A 16,443-nucleotide genomic window follows, 5' to 3' on the forward strand; every position below is an offset into this window, starting at 1 on the left:
CCCGGGGGGTCCGTACCGCCGGCGGCGCCCGCCGCCCACCGCTGCTTTCCGCTCACGCCCGATGGGGCGTCAGCCCTCCTGCTCCTCCTCCACGCTGCGGTTCCACTCCCGCTTGGTGGACTGCCAGCCGTCCTCGTCCTGGCCGGTACGCCAGTAGCCGGAGATGGACAGCCGGTCCAACGGGATGCCACGCTCCACCCGCAGCAGCCGGCGCAGCTCCTTCACGAAGCCGGCCTCGCCGTGCACGAACGCCTCGGGGGCGCCGGCCGGGAAGTCCAGCCCGGAGACGGCGCGGACCAGGGCCGCGCCGATCCGCTCCGCGCCGCGGTGCAGCCAGGTGATCTCGGCGTCGGCCGGGGCGGGCAGCTTCTGCTCCTCCTCGGGGCCGCCCACCTCGACGAACACCTTCGCCCTGGCTCCTTCGGGCAGCTGCTCCAGCGAGGCGGCGATGGCCGGCAGCGCGCTCTCGTCGCCGGCGAACAGGTACCAGTCGGCGTCGGCGGAGGGCGCGTAGGCGCCGCCCGGCCCGCCGAAGTGGATCTCGTCCCCCGGCTGCGCCTGCGCGGCCCAGGGCCCGGCCACGCCCTCGTCGCCGTGGTGCACGAAGTCCACGGCCAGCTCACCCGTGTCCGCGTCCCAGCGCCGCACCGTGTAGGTGCGGGTCACCGGCCAGTGCTCGCGCGGCAGTTCGGCGCGGATCCGGTCCAGGTCGAAGGGGACCGGGTAGGCCACGCCCGGACGCGGGAACTGGATCTTGATGTAGTGGTCGGTGAGCCCCCTGGTGCCGAAGGCCGCCAGGCCCTCTCCACCGAGGACGACCCGGATCATGTGCGGGGTGAGCCGCTCGACGCGCTCCACCCGGCCGCGATGGGTCTGCTGCGGTCGGCGCTCGGGTCGGCCTGCCATACGTGCTCCCTGGGAATGAGGAACCTGTGGGCTCAATGGTGCAGGGAAATACCCGCCACCCCCGGGAACCCTACCTTTCGGCCCCCCCGGCCGCCGCGCTCAGCGGTCACCGCGCGGGGGGCACCCGGGGGGCCTGCGCGGGGCGCCGTCACGCCTGGTCGGCGCGGTGTTCGGGGGCGCTGTCGCGGACGGTGAGGTGCGTGGGCAGGATGAGCGGGTTCGGGTCCTGGCCGTCGATGGCGTCGACGAGCATGCGCGCCATCTCCCGCCCGAGGGCGCGGACCGGCTGGTGGACGGTCGTGAGCGACGGGGCTGCGTAGGGTGCGCCGGCGAGGTCGTCGAAGCCGACGAGGGCGACGTCGTGCGGCACCCCGCGTCCGTGGCGCCGCAGGGCACGCAGGGCGCCCAGAGCCATGTTGTCCCCGGCGGCGAAGACCGCGTCGATGTCCGGGTGGGCGGTGAGCAGGCGCTCCATCGCCGCTTCACCTCCCGGCAGGGTGAAGTCGCCGACCTCCAGTGCGACGAGCGGTGCTCCGGCCAGGGTCAGGGCTTCGCGGAAGCCGAGCTCGCGTGCGACGCAGGCATGCAGGTCGACCTGACCGGTGATCATCGCGATGCGCCGCCGACCGGAGCGGAGCAGGTGTTCCGCGGCCAGGCGGCCACCGCCGCGGTTGTCGGGGTCGACATACCAGCGGGGCGTGCTGTGCAGGGGCAGGCCGCCGAAGACCACCGGCATGTCCGTCCGCTCGGCCAGCTGCCCCAGCGGATCGTCTCCGCGCACCGCCATCAGCATCAGCCCGTCGGCGCGGCGGGCGCTGAGGATGCGCTGGAGCCGGTCCCTGCCGTGGGGTGTGTGCGCGAGCAGCAGGATCAGTTCCAGGTCGGTCTGTTCGAGGAACGAGCTGACCCCGACGGTGACTTCGGCGAAGAACGGGTCGGCGAACAGCGTGGGCTCGTCGCTGGAGACCGCCAGCACGACCGCACCGACCCGGCGGGTGACAAGGGCGCGCGCCGTCGGGTTGGGGACGTAGCCCAGTTCGTCGACGGCACGCTGCACCGCGTCGCGTTTGGCCTGGCTGACATGGGGATTGTTGTTGATCGCGCGCGATGCGGCGGTGCGCGAGACTCCCGCACGCGCTGCGACTTCGTCCAAGGTGGGCTGTCGCCGCGGCGATGCCTGCATCTGTCCTGTCCCTCCACGAGCCGTCGGCGGTCCGCGCTGGTGGCCTTCGGCCACCAAGCCGGAGCGTCGATGGTAGCGCTTCCACGATGGCATCCTGCCGTGCTCTGCGCACCCGTGCAGGAAAGCCCTTGTGAGCACTCTTGACACCCTGCATGTCCAGGCCAATCATCATGGAAATATGGAAGCGCTTCCAGTTTCCGGAGAACATCCCTTCTGGTCACCTTGCCTTGGCCGCCGCAGGGCGGACGAAGCATCAGCCAGAGACGGTCTTGGTCGTGCGAAGCCGCAGGAGTCCTGAAACGGGAGCGCTTCCATATCCACCACCGAACCACCCTTCGGCCCGCAGTATCGGGAGGTACCACCATGCCCCTGACCCTTCTCAAACCAGCGCGGCTGCTGATGGCGGCCCTGGCGACGTGCCTGCTGATGGCGCTCACCGCAGTCCCCGCCCACGCCGCTTCCTGGGGCACGCCCCAGACCCTCAACTCCCTCGGCTTCTGGAATGTCGTCAGCGGCCGCTGGACGGACAACAACGAGTTGGAGACCTACACGCCCAACTGCGTCTGGTACGACGGCGGCACCCTGATGATCAAGACGTACAACGCAGGCGGCGGCGTGTACGACTCCGGCCGCGTGGAGTCCAAGGCTCTGTACGGCTACGGCACCTACAGCTTCACCGCAAGCATGCCCAACGGCGACGGCCTGCTGCCCGCGGTATGGGGCGCCTACCTCAACCCGTGGCTGCCCGAGATGGATGCCGCCGAGATCGTCGGCTCCCGCCCGAACACCGCTTACCAGACCTTCCACGACCCGGGCAACAACCAGACCCAGTGGGCCGTGAACAACTCCGGCGGCTGGACCAACGCCTTCCACACCTACTCCTTCACCTGGTGGCCCGACCACATCGACTTCAGCATCGACGGCGTCTTCACCGGCACCAAGTGGTTCACCACCGCGTCGGGCGTCGGCATGCACTTCATCATCGACACCGCAGTCGGCGGCAACTGGCCCGGCAACCCCGACTCCTCCACCTGGGCCACCGCCGACGGAGCGCGCTATCTGAAGGTCAGCGCCATCACCTACACCCCGTACCACCCCTGATCCACCGTGTCGGCGCCCGACACCAGTGGTGTCGGGCGCCGGCGGGGGACGGGCTCCGGGTCAACGCACCCGGCTCAACCCAGCGCGGGGTCGGCCAGACGGGCCAGTTGCAGGGCCTGGGCCGGGAACCAGCTGCCGGCGGCCGGATCCACCTGGCCCCACAGCGGGTCGAACGCGGACTGGCCGGCGGCGTCGGTGGGCCAGCCGGGACGGCTGTAGGCGGTGTAGTCCCAGGCCCGCACGCCGCCCAGGGCGTCGCACTGGCCGTCGGACTGGCCGGGAGTCTTCACCCACAGGTCGGCGTCGAGCAGCGGGACGCCGGTGTTCGCGGTGGGGTGGACGCCCAGCCCCGCGCCGGTGGGGTTGCACCAGTTGCCCTGCATCAGCGTGGCCACGGTGGCTGCGCTCTGGTCGTACGGTGCCGCGCCGTAGGCGGACATCGTGTTGGGGCCCTGGCCGTTGCGGCTGGTGTCGACCACGTAGTGGGTGGCGGGCACCGCGCCGCCCAGGTTCTGGGTGTACCAGTCGGTGGTCTGGCTCCAGGTGCTGAAGTCGTCGACGGTGGCCGGGTAGTACTGGCTGGCGCAGTACTCGGGGTGGCCGTAGGCCCAGTGCGAACGGTCGGTGACCATGGCGACGCAGTCGGAGATCCAGGAGCCGTAGTCCTGCAGCTCGGGGTCGGTGCGGAAGTTGGAGACGTTCAGGAAGAACCCCTGGGTCTGCTGCACGCCGGCGGCCAGCAGACGGGCGGTGATGTTGGGAACGGCCTGCCAGTGCGGATTGGTGCCGTCCAGGTAGACGCTGGTGTTCGGGTCCTGCTCCAACGTCTTCGCCGCGTAGGCGACTTCAGCGGTGCGCTCGGCGTCGGTGTGGGGGTAGGCGGAGACCGGGAGGTTGCAGTCGGACGGTTCGTTGCCCAGCGCGTCCGGCTCGACCAGCAGCACCGCGTGGGCGCGGCCCACAGCGGCGGCGACCGCGGCCACCCAGCTCTGGTACGCGGCCTGGTCGGCGGCCCCGCCCGCGGAGTACTCGGAGCAGTCGCGCCCGGGTATGTCGTAGACCACGAACACCGGTTCGGCCCGCTCCAGGGCGGCCTCGGCCAGGGTGGTCCGCACCTGCTTGCCCACCTCCGCCGGCGTGCCGCCGGTGAGCCAGACGGCGGACGGCACCGCTTCCATCTCGGCCAGCAGCCTGGCGTCCCTGAGGTCGCCCTTCTTCGCCAACTGGGCGATCTGCTGCACCGATCCGTCCGCCGGCGGCGGTACGAAGAAACGGGTGGACGGGCTGATGGCGTGACCGGTGGACGCGGTGGACGCGGTGGACGCGGCGGACGCCGTACCCGGCGCGAGCACCGCCAGGCCGGCGCCGAGGACCAGCGCCGCGACGGCGGCGAACGGCCGCCGGAGACTCTGTGGTTGCACGTTGACTCCAAGGGTGGGAGGAGAGGCCTGGAAGCAGAGAACTGGAAGCGCTCCCACAGGTCGGCAGGTGCTGCCAGGCCTTCAGAACCTGGACGAGATGGTGCTTCGTCGCCCGACCTCTGTCAATGAGTTGAACGAAAGATTGGAAGCGCTTCCAAACAATCCTGGCCGTGGCTCCGGCGATGCGCGTCGTACCCCGGGTGTGCGTCAGGATGGATTCATGGCTAATCGGCTCGCGCAGTCCACGTCCCCGTACCTTCGCCAGCACGCAGACAACCCCGTCGGCTGGTGGGAGTGGAGCGCGGCGGCGTTCGCCGAGGCGCGCCGACGTGACGTCCCGATCCTCCTGAGCGTGGGCTACAGCTCGTGCCACTGGTGTCATGTGATGGCGCACGAGAGTTTCGAGGACGCCGGGCTGGCCGGGTACCTCAATGAGCACTTCGTGGCGGTGAAGGTGGACCGGGAGGAGCGGCCCGATGTCGACGCCGTCTACATGGAGGCGGTGCAGGCGGCGACCGGGCAGGGCGGGTGGCCGATGACGGTGTTCCTGACGCCGGGAGGGGAGCCGTTCTACTTCGGGACCTACTTCCCGCCGGAGCCCCGGCACGGGATGCCGTCGTTCCGGCAGGTGCTGGAGGGGGTCGCCGCGGCCTGGCGGGACCGGCGGGACGAGGTCGCCGAGGTGTCCGCGCGGATCGTCGCCGACCTGGCCGGACGGGGTGATGTGTACGGGGCCGCCGGGCAGCGGCCGCCGACCGCGGCGGAGCTGCGGCAGGCGGCGGTCGCGCTCGGGCGGGAGTACGACGACAAGCGCGGCGGCTTCGGCGGCGCGCCCAAGTTCCCGCCGTCGATGGCGCTGGAGTTCCTGCTGCGGCACCATGCCTCGACCGGCTCGGCCGAGGCGCTGCGGATGGTCGAGGGCAGCTGCGCGGCGATGGCCCGCGGCGGCATCCACGACCAGTTGGGCGGCGGCTTCGCGCGCTACTCGGTCGATTCGGAGTGGGTGGTTCCGCACTTCGAGAAGATGCTCTATGACAACGCTCTGCTGCTGCGGGTGTACCTGCACCTGTGGCGGGCCACCGGATCCGACCTCGCCCGCCGGGTCACGCTGCGGACCGCCGACTTCCTGCTGGCCGAACTCCGCACCCCCGAGGGCGGTTTCGCCTCGGCGCTGGACGCCGACAGTGCCGGGCCCGACGGCCGGAACCATGAGGGCGCCTTCTACGCCTGGACGCCGGCCCAGCTCGCCGAGGCGCTCGGCCCCGAGGACGCGGTCCGGGCCGCCGCGCTGTTCGGCGTCACGGCGGCCGGGACCTTCGAGGGCGGGGCGTCGGTGCTGCAGCTCCCGGAGGACTGCGACGACGCCGAGTGGTTCGCCTCGGTACGGGACCGGCTGCTCGCCGCACGGGCCGAGCGCCCCAGGCCGGCCCGGGACGACAAGGTCGTCGCCGCCTGGAACGGGCTGGCGATCGCCGCCCTCGCCGAGACCGGCGCGCTGCTGGAGCGCCCCGAGTACCTGGAGGCGGCGCTGGCCGCCGCCGACCTGCTGGTCGCCGTCCATCTGACGCCGGAACCGGAGGGACGCCTGCTGCGGACCTCGCGCGACGGCCGCCCCGGCGCCAACGCCGGGGTGCTGGAGGACTACGCCGACACCGCGGAGGGCTTCCTGGCGCTCTACTCCGTGACCGGGGACGAGAGTTGGCTGACCCTCAGCGGCGTGCTGCTGGACACCGTGCTCAGCCGGTTCACCGATGAGGCGTCAGGTGCGCTGTACGACACGGCGTCCGACGCCGAGCGGCTGATCCGCCGCCCGCAGGACCCGACCGACAACGCCGTCCCCTCCGGCTGGACCGCCGCGGCCGGAGCGCTGCTCGGCTACGCCGCGCTCACCGGGTCCGAGCGGCACCGGACCGCGGCCGAACGGGCGTTGGGCGTGGTCACCGCGCTGGGTCCGCGCGCTCCGCGCTTCATCGGCTGGGGCCTGGCCGTGGCCGAGGCCCTGGTCGACGGCCCGCGCGAGATCGCGGTGGTCGGCCCGGCCGACCACCCGGGCACGGCGGCGCTGCGCCGCACCGCCCTGCTGGCCACCGCGCCGGGCGCGGTGCTGGCAGTGGGCGAGCCGGACGCCACCGCGGTCCCGCTACTGACCGACCGCCCCCTCCGGGACGGCCTGCCCACGGCCTACGTCTGCCGCCGGTTCAGCTGCGACGCCCCGGTCACCGATCCTGTGGCACTGGCGGAGAAGCTGACGGTGGCGCTTTAAGAAGCGAGATCAAGCGTGGCCTGGGCGGCCGCGCTCAGCCGCTGAAGCCCTCGGCGACCGCGTTCAGCGCCTGTTCGCAGAGGTCGGCGACATTGCCCCGGCCGTCGTTGGCGGACCAGTAGTCCACCGCCTCGCTGCACGCGGCGAGGACGGCGGAGACCAGGGCGCGCAGGCCGAGGTCGCCTGCCGGGCGGCCGGTGCGCTCGGCCAGGACGGTGACCAGCATGTCCCGGGAGCGGATCATCTCCAGGGTGCTGCGGCTGCGGATCGCGGGGACCTCGTTGAGCAGCCGCATCCGCAGCAGCATGTCGTCGCCCTCCGAGCCGATGATCCGGCGCAGGGACGGGAGGATGGCCTGGCGCAGTGACTCCATCACCGACTCGTCCGGCGGCCTGGCGCGCAGTGCGGCCTCCATCACCGGGTCGTAGTCGTCGGTGATGACCAGGTCCTCCTTGGTGGGGAAGTACCGGAAGAAGGTGCTGGGCGAGACATCGGCCTCGGCCGCGATCCGGTCGACGGTGGTGGCGTCCCAGCCCTGCGCGGCGAACAGGCGGAAGGCCGCCGCGCGGATCGCGCGGCGGGTCTTCAGCTTCTTGCGCTCCCGCAGCCCCAGCGGGGCGGAGAGGAGTTCCTCCAGGTCGGTCGCGGCCCGGGGGTCCATGGATTTCGGCGGCGCGGGGGTCATGCCACTGATTGTGCGTGATCGGCCGCGCCGTTGGCGACGTCCGGGGCCGGGTCCGCCGCGGTGCCGGGCATCCGGGCCGCGACCAGGATCGCGGACAGCACCGCGCCGATGCCGGAGACCAGCAGCACGGTGGTCATCCCGTGCAGGAACGCGCTGTGGGCGGAGGCGGCCAGCGCGGTGGAGTGCAACTGGTCGGCGACGGCCTGGGCGGCGGAGACGGAGCCGCGGGCGGTGTGCGCCAGCGGTGCGGGGAGGCCGGAGGTGTCGAGCCTGCCGGCGTAGATCCCGGCCAGCAGCGCCCCGAGCAGGGCGACGCCGATGGCGCTGGCGGACTGGCGGAAGGTCTGCAGCAGCCCGGAGCCGACGCCGGCCCGGTCGGTCGGCAGGGCCGCCATGGCCGCGCCCATCGCGGGGACCATGGTCAGGCCCATGCCCAGGCCCAGCACGCTGAGCCAGATCGCGGCCCAGCCGTAGCCGTCCCCGGCCCGGGTCAGGCTGCCCAGGAACATCGACGCGGCGACCAGCAGCATCCCGGCGGTGATCACCCAGCGGACGGAGATCCGGGCGACCAGCCGCTCGGAGGTCCGCGCCGCCACCATCAGGCCGAGCATCAGCGGCATCAGCCGCAGTCCGGTGCCCAGCGCGTCGTAGCCGAGCACGGACTGCAGGTACTGCGGCAGGACGAACAGCGCGCCCATCATCACGGCGGTGACCAGCACGGTGGCGATCGTGCTCCAGCGGAACATCCGGTCGGCGAGCAGGGTGAGGTCCAGCATCGGGTTCTCCTCCGAGCGTTCGCGCAGCACCAGCCCGCCGAGCAGCAGCGCCGAGGCTGCCAGCACGGAGACGATCAGCGGCGATCCCCAGCCGTCGGTGGGGGCCTGGATGAAGCCGAAGGTGAGCGCGGCCAGGCCGGCCGTGCCGAGCAGGGCGCTGACCGGGTCCACCCGGGGGACGGCGGGGTTGCGGGACTCGGGGACCAGCAGCACCAGGGCGACGATGCCGACCGCGATCAGCGGGACGTTGATCAGGAAGATCGAGCCCCAACAGAAGTGGTTCAGCAGCAGCCCGCCGAGGATCGGTCCGAGCGGCAGGCCGAGGGCGGTGCCGGTGGTCATCACGGCGACGGCGCGGCTGCGCTCGTTCGGCGGGAACAGGGTCGGGATGATCGACATGGCCAGTGGCATGATCAGCGCCCCGCCCAGGCCCATCAGCGCGCGGACGGCGATCAGGGTGTTCGCGGAGTCGGCGAAGGTGCCGACCAGCGAGGCGGCCAGGAACAGGGTGAGGCCGCCGATCAGCAGCCTGCGCCGGCCGAAGCGGTCGCCCAGCAGTCCGGCGGGCAGCATCGCGGCGGCGAAGACCACCAGGTAGGCGTCGACGATCCACTGCAGCTCGCCGGTGCCGGCGTGCAGCTGCACCGCTATGTCGGGCAGCGCGACATTGAGGACGGTGCCGTCGAAGCCGAGGACCAGGACGGCGAGGCAGAGGGCGGCCAGCGCCCACCAGCGGCGCGGGACGGCGGCGACGGGTGGCCGGGGAGGTTCGGGAGAGGACATGGCAGGCTCCATCAGTTGAGTGCTTCTGTCTTATGACAGTAACTCTCAAAAGATGGGCACAGTCAATATGCGATTGTGGGCAGCGCCGGAGCGGCGTCGGTTTCAGGCCACGGCCGAGTACGCCACCAGGGAGACGCCGACGTACTGGACGATGAAGGCTGCCAGCGTGCAGAGGTGGAACACCTCGTGGAAGCCGAACCAGCGCGGTGACGGGTTCGGCCGCTTCAGGCCGTAGATGACGCCGCCGGCGCTGTAGAGCAGTCCGCCGACCACCAGCAGCACCACCACGGCGATGCCGCCGGTGCGCAGGAAGTCCGGCAGGAAGAACACCGCCGCCCAGCCCAGGGCGATGTAGCAGGGGGTGTAGAGCCAGCGGGGCGCGCCGACCCAGAACACCCGGAAGGCGATCCCGGCCAGGGCGCCGGCCCAGACCAGCCAGAGCAGCAACTGCCGACGGCCGCCGCTCAGCAGCAGGATGGTGAACGGGGTGTAGCTGCCTGCGATGATCAGGAAGATGTTGCTGTGGTCGAGCCGGCGCAGCACCGCCTCGCCGCGCGGGCCCCAGTCGAAGCGGTGGTACAGCGCGCTGATGCCGAAGAGCATCCAGGCCGAGGCCGAGTAGACGGCGCAGGCGATCCGGGCCTGGGTCGAGCCCGCCAGGCAGATGAGGACGATCCCGGCGGCGACGGACAGGGGGAACATCCCGGCGTGCAGCCAGCCCCGCAGTCTGGGCTTGAGCGGGGTGATGGCGCTGATGGCGTCGGTCATGGGGTCAGACTACCTACGGAACCGTAGGTTACTTATCAGTAGATGGTGTGAATCCTCACTCACGCGGCTCCGAACATCCTGCTGGAGCGCCGTGGATGCGACGGATTTCCTGATTCGTCGCCCGCTGGTGGGACAACTTTGTGTGCCGGGTCACATTGGGGGGACAGGGGCGGTATGTCGCATTAGGAATATCGGCGTTACGCTGCGAGAACCCTCAACCCCGTCACCGGATCAAGGACGATTCGGTGCGAAACGGAGCGATCGTGCCGTACGAGAACTCTGCCCTCGCCGCCTCCGCCCCCACGCAGCACAAACCGCTGCTCGCCTGGGTCCAGGAGATCGCAGAGCTCACCCAGCCCGACCGAATCGAATGGTGCGACGGCTCTGAAGCCGAGTACCAGCGCCTGTGTGACCTCCTGGTCGACAAGGGGACATTCACCAGGCTCAACCCCGAGAAGCGCCCCAACTCCTACTACGCCGCCTCCGACCCGCGCGACGTCGCCCGGGTCGAGGACCGCACCTTCATCTGCTCCGAGCGGGAGCAGGACGCCGGACCCACCAACAACTGGAAGGCCCCCGCCGAGATGCGGGAGACCTTCGGCGAGCTGTTCGCGGGTTCGATGCGCGGTCGGACGATGTACGTCGTGCCCTTCAGCATGGGCCCGGTCGGATCCCCTCTCGCCGCGTGCGGCGTCGAGATCACGGACTCCGCGTACGTCGCCGTCTCGATGCGCACCATGACCCGGATGGGACAGGCCGTCCTCGACTTCCTCGGTGAGGACGGCGAGTTCGTCAAGGCCGTGCACACCCTGGGTGCCCCGCTCGCCGAGGGGCAGGCGGACGTCGCCTGGCCCTGCAACGAGACCAAGTACATCTCGCACTTCCCGGAGAGCCGCGAGATCTGGTCCTACGGCTCCGGCTACGGCGGCAACGCCCTGCTCGGCAAGAAGTGCTACGCCCTGCGGATCGCGTCGACCATGGCGCGCGACGAGGGCTGGCTGGCCGAGCACATGCTGGTGCTGAAGCTGACGCCGCCGACCGTGTCGCCCGACGTCAAGGCCGAGCCGGTCTACATCACCGCGGCCTTCCCCAGCGCCTGCGGCAAGACCAACCTGGCGATGCTCCAGCCCACCATCCCGGGCTGGAAGGTCGAGACCATCGGCGACGACATCGCCTGGATGCGCTTCGGCGCCGACGGCCGGCTCTACGCGATCAACCCCGAGTTCGGCTTCTTCGGCGTCGCGCCCGGCACCGGCGCGGACACCAACGCCAACGCGGTCGAGTCGATGTGGGGCAACACCGTCTTCACCAATGTCGCGCTGACCGACGACGGCGACGTGTGGTGGGAAGGGCTCACCGAGGAGCCCCCCGCGCACCTCACCGACTGGCGCGGCAACAGCTGGACGCCGGAGAGCGGGACCCCGGCCGCGCACCCCAACGCGCGGTTCACCGTCCCGGCCTCGCAGTGCCCGATCATCGCCCCCGAGTGGGAGGACCCGGCCGGGGTGCCGATCTCGGCGATCCTCTTCGGCGGACGCCGCGCCAGCGCGGTCCCGCTGGTCACCGAGTCCTTCGACTGGCAGCACGGCGTCTTCCTCGGCGCCAACGTCGCCAGCGAGAAGACCGCGGCGGCCGAGGGCACGGTCGGCGAGCTGCGCCGCGACCCCTTCGCCATGCTGCCGTTCTGCGGCTACAACATGGGCGACTACTTCGCCCACTGGGTGAAGCTGGGCCGGGAGGCGGACGCCGCCAAGCTGCCGAAGATCTACTACGTGAACTGGTTCCGCAAGAACGCCGACGGCAAGTTCGTCTGGCCGGGCTTCGGCGAGAACAGCCGCGTGCTCAAGTGGATCGTGGAGCGGCTGCAGGGCGGCGCGGACGGGGTGACCACCCCGATCGGGGTGCTGCCCACCCGCGACGCGCTGGACCTGGACGGGCTCGACATCGACGATGCCGACCTGGAGCTGCTGCTGAGTGTGGACCCGGAGATCTGGCGGCAGGAGGCCGCGCTGATCCCCGAGCACCTGGAGCGCTTCGGCGAGCACGCGCCGAAGGAGCTGTGGGCGGAGTACGAGCGGCTGGTCGAGCGACTGGGCTAGCGGCTGGGATCAGCCGGCCGCCGGCAGGGCGGCCAGTGCCGCCGCATGGGTGTCCATGCGGCGGCACGCCAGCATCGCGGTGGCGGTGTCCTGCTGTGCGGCGGCGACCACCAGCAGCCGCCCGGCCAGCGCATGGGCCTGTTCATGCAGCTCACGCAGGCACTTGCCGCGGTCGGCGGCAGCCGACGGCACCACCGCCACGGCCCGGGCCGACACGGCCGAGACCTCGTTGAGCCTGGCGCTGATCTGCTTGAGCGCGGCGTCCAGCTCGGCCTGGTCCGCGGGCTCCTCGGTGGTCCGCCGGACCGCCTCGGTGGCGGCGCGCAGCGCGGCGAGGTGGCCGACCAGCCTGGTGTCGCGCGGCGGGGCCGGAACGGTGCTGCTGTGCGCGCTGCTGTTGTGGACCTGGGTCCTGGTCGGCGCGCGCCGGTAGCCGGGAACGGTCTTGGGCTGCTCGTACATGGGGCGCCCTCGGGGCATGCGGTGAACGGGGTGCGGGACACCATCCTAACTTGGACTCTGTCCAAACTGGGGGGCATTCCGCCACTCGTCGCGGCCGGTCGCCGCCCGCCGCCGCCGCGGCCCGCCGCTACGGCTGGCTGTAGCCGTCCAGGAAGGTGCCGATGCGGGTGACGGCCTCGGCGAGGTCCTCGACGCGGGGGAGGGTGACCAGGCGGAAGTGGTCCGGGTCGGGCCAGTTGAAGCCGGTGCCCTGGACCACGTAGATGTGCTCCCGCTTCAGCAGGTCCAGCACCATCTGGGCGTCGTCCTTGATCCGGTAGACCTTGGGGTCCAGCCGGGGGAAGGCGTAGAGCGCGCCCTTGGGCTTGACGCAGGTGACGCCGGGGATGTCGTTGAGCAGCTTCCAGGCCACATCCCGCTGCTCCAGCAGCCGCCCGCCCGGGAGGATCAGGTCCTTGATGGACTGCCGGCCGCCGAGCGCCGCGGCGATGGCGTGCTGGGCCGGCATATTGGCGCAGAGCCGCATGGTGGCGAGGACGTTGATGCCCTCGACATAGCTGCGGGCGTGCTCCTTGGGGCCGGAGACGGTCATCCAGCCGGAGCGGAAGCCGGCCACCCGGTAGGCCTTGGAGAGGCCGTTGAAGGTCAGGCAGAGCAGGTCGGGGGCGAACAGCGCGGTGGGGGTGTGCTTGACGCCGTCGTAGAGGATCTTGTCGTAGATCTCGTCGGAGTAGACGATGAGGTTGTGCTTGCGGGCGATCTCGGTGATGCCGCGCAGCAGCTCGTCGTCGTAGACGGCGCCGGTGGGGTTGTTCGGGTTGATGATCACGATGCCGCGGGTGCGGTCGGTGATCTTGGCCTCGATGTCGTCGAGGTCCGGGTACCAGTCCGCCTGCTCGTCACAGCGGTAGTGCACGGCGGTGCCGCCGGCCAGGCTCACCGAGGCGGTCCACAACGGGTAGTCCGGCGCGGGCACCAGCACCTCGTCGCCGTCGTCCAGCAGCGCCTGCATGGCCATCTGGATCAGCTCGGAGACGCCGTTGCCGATGTAGACGTCCTCGACGGTCAGGTCCTCGAAGCCGAGGTCCTCGTAGTGCATCACCACGGCGCGGCGGGCCGCGAGCAGGCCCTTGGAGTCGCCGTAGCCGTGTGCCGTGGCGAGGTTGCGCAGGATGTCCTGCAGGATCTCCGGCGGTGCCTCGAAGCCGAAGGGTGCCGGGTTGCCGGTGTTCAGCTTGAGGATCCGGTGGCCCTGCTCCTCGAGGCGCATGGCCTCGTCGAGGATCGGTCCGCGGATGTCGTAGCAGACATTGGCGAGCTTGCTGGACTGGATCACCTGCATGGCTCGGTACTCTACGGGGCCTTGGTGCTGGACGCCCTGTGGTTTTCGTCATGTGGGACGGTGTCGTCGCGGCCGCCGGTGCGCTGACGGGGGAATTTCACCGGCAGCCTGACCCCGGACGGGAGCTTCATCCTCGACGGCAGTCTCACCCCCGAGGGGAGCCTGACCTTCGACGGCAGCCCCACCTTCGCGGGGAGCTTCGCCTTCGCCGGGAGCTTCGCCCTGGCGGCGGCCCTGAACCCGGCGGTGGACCCGTAGCCGGCGGACAGCCGCTCGCCGGACGACCGGAGCAGACCCCGCACCCGGCTCCACAGCTTCGCGGCGGCCTCCGCGCCGCCCCGCTCACGCCAGACGCGGGCGGCCTGCACGCCCAGGTCCTTGGCCGGCTCGACCAGGTAGACCAGGACCAGCCGTCCGCTCTCGGCCCACCACTCGCGGGCCCGCTCCGCCGCCGCGGCCGGGACCACCGCGAACACCGCGGCCAGGCCCGGGATCCAGCCCAGCGCCATGCACCAGACCAGGCTGACCAGCGCGCCCAGGAACGGGTAGCCGAAGTAGGCCAGCGGGCCGCCGGCCACCTCCCGTGCCACCACCAGACCGCGGAAGAAGCCGGAGAGCAGCCCGCCCGCCATCAGCGCGCCCCAGCCGACGAAGAACCGGTGCAGCCGCCCGGAGCTCGGGTAGAGCCTCCGGTGCCGGCCGAGCAGCCGGACCACCGTGCCGACCAGCAGCAGCGCCGCGAAGTCCTCGCAGCCCAGCGCGGTCCAACTCTCCTGGGCGAAACGGGTGAAGCGCAGCCCGGGCAGCAGCACCGGCACGCCCAGGGCGCTGGGTATCAGCAGGTCGCCGTAGTTCTGGGTGAACCAGAACAGCAGCGAGTCCGTCCCGAAGGCCAGGACCAGAAGCAGCGTCACCAGGCCGCCCGCGTAGGCGACCTTCCGTCCCGTCAGCGCGCGCGACACGGCCGCCCGCAGAGGGGAGGGGCGCTGCTCGATCATGGCCATGCGCCGGACTCTAGTGCCGCGGTCTCCTTCTGGACAGCCGTTCCCGGACAATCTCAACCTGCGAATATGCCGGGACATCTTGGTACCGGATCAGGACATTGAGAGGGTGGGAGGTATGGTTCCGGCGATCTAGGATCACCGGATCGGTACTTCGGGGCGGGCGGGGTGTGGGGCGAGTGGCACGGCTGCGGCGATGGCTGGTGAACCTGGTGGTTCTGGCCTGCGCGATAGGACTGCTGGGGGCGGTGGGGGCCAAGTCGTCCGGGGGCGGAGGGTGGCATGAGCGATTCATCACCGATTCGCAGGGCCGTGCTCTGATCCTCTACGGACTGAACACCTCCAGCAGTGCCAAGACCTCGGCCGACGGAATGCCCTGGATCAAACAGGGGGATGTGACCGGGGAATACAACACTCTGGGCACGGACTTCGTGCGCTTCCTGATCCAGTGGAGCGACGTCGAGCCGGAGCCCGGCGTCTACGACGACCACTACCTGGCCGAGGTGAAGCAGCGCGTCGACTGGTACCAGGCGCAGGGCTACCAGGTGCTGCTGGACATGCACCAGGACGTCTACGGGGCCGCCGTCGGCGGCAACGGGGCGCCGGCCTGGGCCACCGACAGCGGCGGCCTGGCCGCGGACAAGCAGAGCCCGTGGGAGATGACCTACGTCCAGCCCGGGGTGACCCACGCCTTCGACGAGTTCTGGGGCACCCAGCCGGGCCATCCCGAGTACCGGCAGCACTATGTCGCCGCCTGGACCCATGTCGCCTCGTACTTCGCCAAGAACGGCACCGTCCTCGGCTACGACGTGATGAACGAGCCCTGGGGCGGATCGCTGCAGGGCCCGGCGTTCGAGACCGGACCGCTGGCGCACCTCTACCAGCAGGTGATCGACGCCGTCAGGACCGTGGACCCGGACCACTGGATCTTCGTCGAACCCGCGGCGGCCACCGCCGACCACGGCCTGCCCAGCGCCCTGCCCAAGCTCGACGACCCGAGGACGGCCACCGCCGGCGACGAGGCCAGGATCGGCTACGCGCCGCACCTGTACCCGGCCCCCATGGACAGCGGCGGCACCTACACCGGCACCGACGCCTATCTGGCGGACCGCACCATGGCCTCCTGGCAGACCCAGGTGCAGCGCACCGCGGCACGGATGGACGCGCCGGTGCTGATGGGCGAGTGGGGCCTGGACGCGACCCAGGACGGCGCGCACCTCTACGTCGACCATGTCCAGACGCTGTTGGACAGCATGATGATCGGATCGGCCTACTGGTCCAGCGACCCCGGCAGCTGGTCGCCGTGGGCGGCGCCAGGCAAGCCCTCCGGGATAGCCCCGGTGCTGGCCACCGCCTACCCGCGGGCCATCGCCGGCCAGCCGGTGGACTTCAGCTACGACAAGTCCACCCTGGAGCTGGCCGTCGACTGGAACGACAAGGCCGGTGTGACCGGCAGCACCGACGTCTACCTGCCGCCGGGCGACTTCCCGGACGGCGGCGACATCCAGCTCAACGGGGCCTACAAGCAGAAGTGGGACGCCGGCAGGCACATCCTGTCGCTGACGGTGAAGCCCACCCCGGGTGTGACGCACCATCTGGTGATCACACCGACCACCCCCGGCGCGAACTCCCCGTCCATCGGCTGACCGGCTG

General features: G+C 71.1%; 13 protein-coding genes. 4 read left to right on the forward strand and 9 right to left on the reverse strand.

The window, feature by feature from the left end:
* Positions 1 to 69 precede the first annotated feature (69 nt).
* Entirely contained in the window at positions 70 to 906 is an 837-nt protein-coding gene (locus TR46_RS21075) for a siderophore-interacting protein (RefSeq protein ID WP_042403563.1), read from the reverse strand.
* Between the two features lie 148 nt (positions 907 to 1,054).
* Positions 1,055 to 2,089: a LacI family DNA-binding transcriptional regulator gene (locus TR46_RS21080; RefSeq protein WP_042403565.1), complete on the reverse strand. Its 1,035-nt coding sequence runs from the start codon at positions 2,087 to 2,089 to the stop codon at positions 1,055 to 1,057.
* A 363-nt stretch (positions 2,090 to 2,452) separates the two neighbouring features.
* On the opposite strand from TR46_RS21080, the gene TR46_RS21085 reads away from it, so the two are divergent.
* Complete coding sequence (locus TR46_RS21085; RefSeq protein WP_042403568.1) at positions 2,453 to 3,190, forward strand: glycoside hydrolase family 16 protein; 738 nt, start codon at positions 2,453 to 2,455, stop codon at positions 3,188 to 3,190.
* Between the two features lie 74 nt (positions 3,191 to 3,264).
* On the opposite strand, the gene TR46_RS21090 is transcribed toward TR46_RS21085, so the two are convergent.
* A complete protein-coding gene (locus TR46_RS21090; RefSeq protein ID WP_042403571.1) occupies positions 3,265 to 4,611 on the reverse strand; it encodes a glycoside hydrolase family 6 protein in 1,347 nt (448 codons plus the stop codon).
* Between the two features lie 220 nt (positions 4,612 to 4,831).
* Between TR46_RS21090 and TR46_RS21095 the strand changes: the two genes are divergently transcribed.
* Complete coding sequence (locus TR46_RS21095; RefSeq protein ID WP_042403575.1) at positions 4,832 to 6,874, forward strand: thioredoxin domain-containing protein; 2,043 nt, start codon at positions 4,832 to 4,834, stop codon at positions 6,872 to 6,874.
* 34 nt (positions 6,875 to 6,908) lie between these two features.
* Here the strand turns inward: TR46_RS21095 and TR46_RS21100 are convergent, their stop codons facing one another.
* The 3 genes from TR46_RS21100 to trhA form a co-directional block, all read right to left on the reverse strand.
* Positions 6,909 to 7,559, reverse strand: a complete 651-nt coding sequence (locus TR46_RS21100) for an acyl-CoA-like ligand-binding transcription factor (protein WP_084718791.1) — start codon at positions 7,557 to 7,559, stop codon at positions 6,909 to 6,911.
* Positions 7,556 to 9,118, reverse strand: a complete 1,563-nt coding sequence (locus TR46_RS21105) for an MFS transporter (RefSeq protein WP_042403582.1) — start codon at positions 9,116 to 9,118, stop codon at positions 7,556 to 7,558. The genes TR46_RS21100 and TR46_RS21105 overlap by 4 nt, the downstream gene beginning before the upstream one ends.
* A 102-nt stretch (positions 9,119 to 9,220) precedes the next feature.
* Positions 9,221 to 9,886, reverse strand: a complete 666-nt coding sequence (gene trhA, locus TR46_RS21110) for a PAQR family membrane homeostasis protein TrhA (RefSeq protein WP_042403586.1) — start codon at positions 9,884 to 9,886, stop codon at positions 9,221 to 9,223.
* A 263-nt stretch (positions 9,887 to 10,149) separates the two neighbouring features.
* Between trhA and TR46_RS21115 the strand changes: the two genes are divergently transcribed.
* Positions 10,150 to 11,985: a phosphoenolpyruvate carboxykinase (GTP) gene (locus TR46_RS21115; RefSeq protein ID WP_042403671.1), complete on the forward strand. Its 1,836-nt coding sequence runs from the start codon at positions 10,150 to 10,152 to the stop codon at positions 11,983 to 11,985.
* 9 nt (positions 11,986 to 11,994) lie between these two features.
* Here the strand turns inward: TR46_RS21115 and TR46_RS21120 are convergent, their stop codons facing one another.
* From TR46_RS21120 to TR46_RS21130, 3 genes are all read right to left on the reverse strand, one after another.
* Positions 11,995 to 12,447: an SCO4983 family protein gene (locus TR46_RS21120; RefSeq protein WP_042403590.1), complete on the reverse strand. Its 453-nt coding sequence runs from the start codon at positions 12,445 to 12,447 to the stop codon at positions 11,995 to 11,997.
* A 127-nt stretch (positions 12,448 to 12,574) separates the two neighbouring features.
* Complete coding sequence (locus TR46_RS21125) at positions 12,575 to 13,789, reverse strand: pyridoxal phosphate-dependent aminotransferase (RefSeq protein WP_042403591.1); 1,215 nt, start codon at positions 13,787 to 13,789, stop codon at positions 12,575 to 12,577.
* Positions 13,790 to 13,800: 11 nt separating this feature from the next.
* Positions 13,801 to 14,793 (reverse strand): hypothetical protein, encoded by a 993-nt coding sequence (locus TR46_RS21130; protein ID WP_042403594.1) that lies wholly within the window; start codon positions 14,791 to 14,793, stop codon positions 13,801 to 13,803.
* A 200-nt stretch (positions 14,794 to 14,993) separates the two neighbouring features.
* On the opposite strand from TR46_RS21130, the gene TR46_RS21135 reads away from it, so the two are divergent.
* Positions 14,994 to 16,436 carry a cellulase family glycosylhydrolase gene (locus TR46_RS21135; protein ID WP_201776432.1) on the forward strand — a complete coding sequence of 481 codons (1,443 nt, stop codon included), beginning with the start codon at positions 14,994 to 14,996 and terminating at the stop codon, positions 16,434 to 16,436.
* The last annotated feature ends 7 nt before the right edge of the window (positions 16,437 to 16,443 follow it).

The organism is Streptacidiphilus carbonis, assembly GCF_000787775.1.
Classification (GTDB): domain Bacteria; phylum Actinomycetota; class Actinomycetes; order Streptomycetales; family Streptomycetaceae; genus Streptacidiphilus; species Streptacidiphilus carbonis.